The organism is Arthrobacter sp. P1_A5, assembly GCF_056406825.1.
The window spans coordinates 1-1,691 of sequence record NZ_JBFTZL010000333.1 but is presented as its reverse complement, the minus strand read 5'-3'; the positions used below and the strand labels follow the sequence as shown (position 1 = coordinate 1,691).

Annotated in this window: 2 protein-coding genes; both read right to left on the bottom strand. The window is 69.1% G+C overall.

What is annotated here, in order from left to right:
* A partial coding sequence (locus AC1D1S_RS21015) for an ABC transporter permease (protein WP_476995433.1) occupies positions 1-537 on the bottom strand: 537 nt, incomplete at its 3' end.
* Complete coding sequence (locus AC1D1S_RS21010; RefSeq protein WP_476995432.1) at positions 534-1,502, bottom strand: ABC transporter ATP-binding protein; 969 nt, start codon at positions 1,500-1,502, stop codon at positions 534-536. The genes AC1D1S_RS21010 and AC1D1S_RS21015, both read right to left, overlap by 4 nt.
* Positions 1,503-1,691 lie beyond the last annotated feature (189 nt).

Genomic DNA, 1,691 nt, shown 5'->3' with positions numbered 1-1,691 from the left:
CCCGAGTGCCGTGAAAGCGGCGGCGCCGAGCACCAGGATGGCCAGCCCGGGCAGCCAGCCCGCGGGATTGGGCTGCCAGCCCAGCAGCAGGGCCACGGCGGTCACGATGAGCACCTGCAGGAACAGCACCGCCAGGACGGCCAGGACCTTCCCCGCAATCAGGCCGGTGCGGCCCAGGGGTGTCGTGGAAAGAAAGCGCAGGACGCCGTAGCGGCGGTCGAAGCCGGTGGAGATGCCCTGCCCGGTGAAGGCTGTGGACATGGCGCACAGTGCCAGGATGCCGGGGACGGCGACATTGATGCGGCTCGAACCGAGTCCGTCCAGCAGGGGAGTCACGGTCAGGCCGACCATGGCCAGCAGCGGCAGCACTATCGCGAGGATCAGCTGCTCGCCGTTCCTGAGCATGGTGACTGTCTCGTACTGCCCCTGCAGCAGGATGCGGCGCAGCAGGGACGCGGGGGCGCTGCCATGTACGGCGGGGGGCGCGCCGGCACGGCGTGCGCTCTCCAGCGGGGCGCCACCAGTTACGCGGGTCATCGGATCTCCCTTCCGGAGATGTCCAGGAAGACGTCCTCGAGGCTGCGCGCTTCAAGGCTCAGGGAGCTGGGCATGATCCCGCGCTGGGCCCACCACGCGGTGATCGCGGCGAGGTCGGCGGGGGTCAGGGCTCCGGTCACGGCGTAACTGCCGGCCCGCGCCTCGGTGACGTCGACGCCGTCGGGCAGCACGCCGGCGAAGTCCAGGCCGGGTTCGGTTTCGAACAACAAGGTGCGGATGTGCTGCGACGCGTCGCCGGCCGGGAGCTGGTGGCGCAGGAGCTGGGCGACGGTGCCCTCGGCGACGTTGCGGCCGGCGTCGATGATGTAGACGTAGTCCGCCAGCCGCTGGGCGTCGTCCATCAGGTGCGTCGTCAGGATGATGCCCATGCCGCTGTTCCGCAGTTCGGAGATGAGATCGAAGACCATTTGGCGGGACTGCGGGTCGAGGCCCGCGCTGGGCTCGTCGAGGAACAGGACCTCCGGATTGCCGACCAGCGCCGCGGCCAGGGCGAGGCGCTGTTTCTGGCCGCCGGACAGGCGCCGCACGTTGGAGCGGCTGAAGGAGTCGATGCCCAGCCGGCCGATGAGTTCATCCACCGGCCACGGGTCCTGGTACATGCCGGCGATGTGCCGCAGCAGGGGGATGGGCCGGGCCGACGGCGGCAGGCCGCCGTCCTGCAGCATCACGCCCACCCGGGCACGGAGGCCCGCGCCGGCCGAATCCGGATCGTGGCCGAGTAGGCTGATGGCGCCGGCGGTGCGCTTTTGCAGCCCCTGGGCGCATTCGATGGTGGTGGTCTTGCCCGCGCCATTGGCGCCGAGCAGGGCCGTGACTTGGCCGCGTTCGGCGATGAGGGAAAGGCCGCTGACCACGCGCAGCATCTTGCCGTCGAGGGTGGGCAGTGGACCAACATCCTTGACAAGCCCGCTGATGGTCAAAACGGGGGATTCGGGAGATCGCACCACAGCATTCTACGCGATGTAGTACGTCGGCCCCTCGGAGGGGCGGTCCCGCAGGCAAGCCATGCCTTACTGGAATGCCGGACTAAATTACGACATGATTGTGTTGTGTATTCCATGAGCGCCCCTGTGTCCGGAACTACGGTGTCCGGAGCCGCTGTGTCCGGAGCCGCTGCGTCCGCAGTCCCGTCC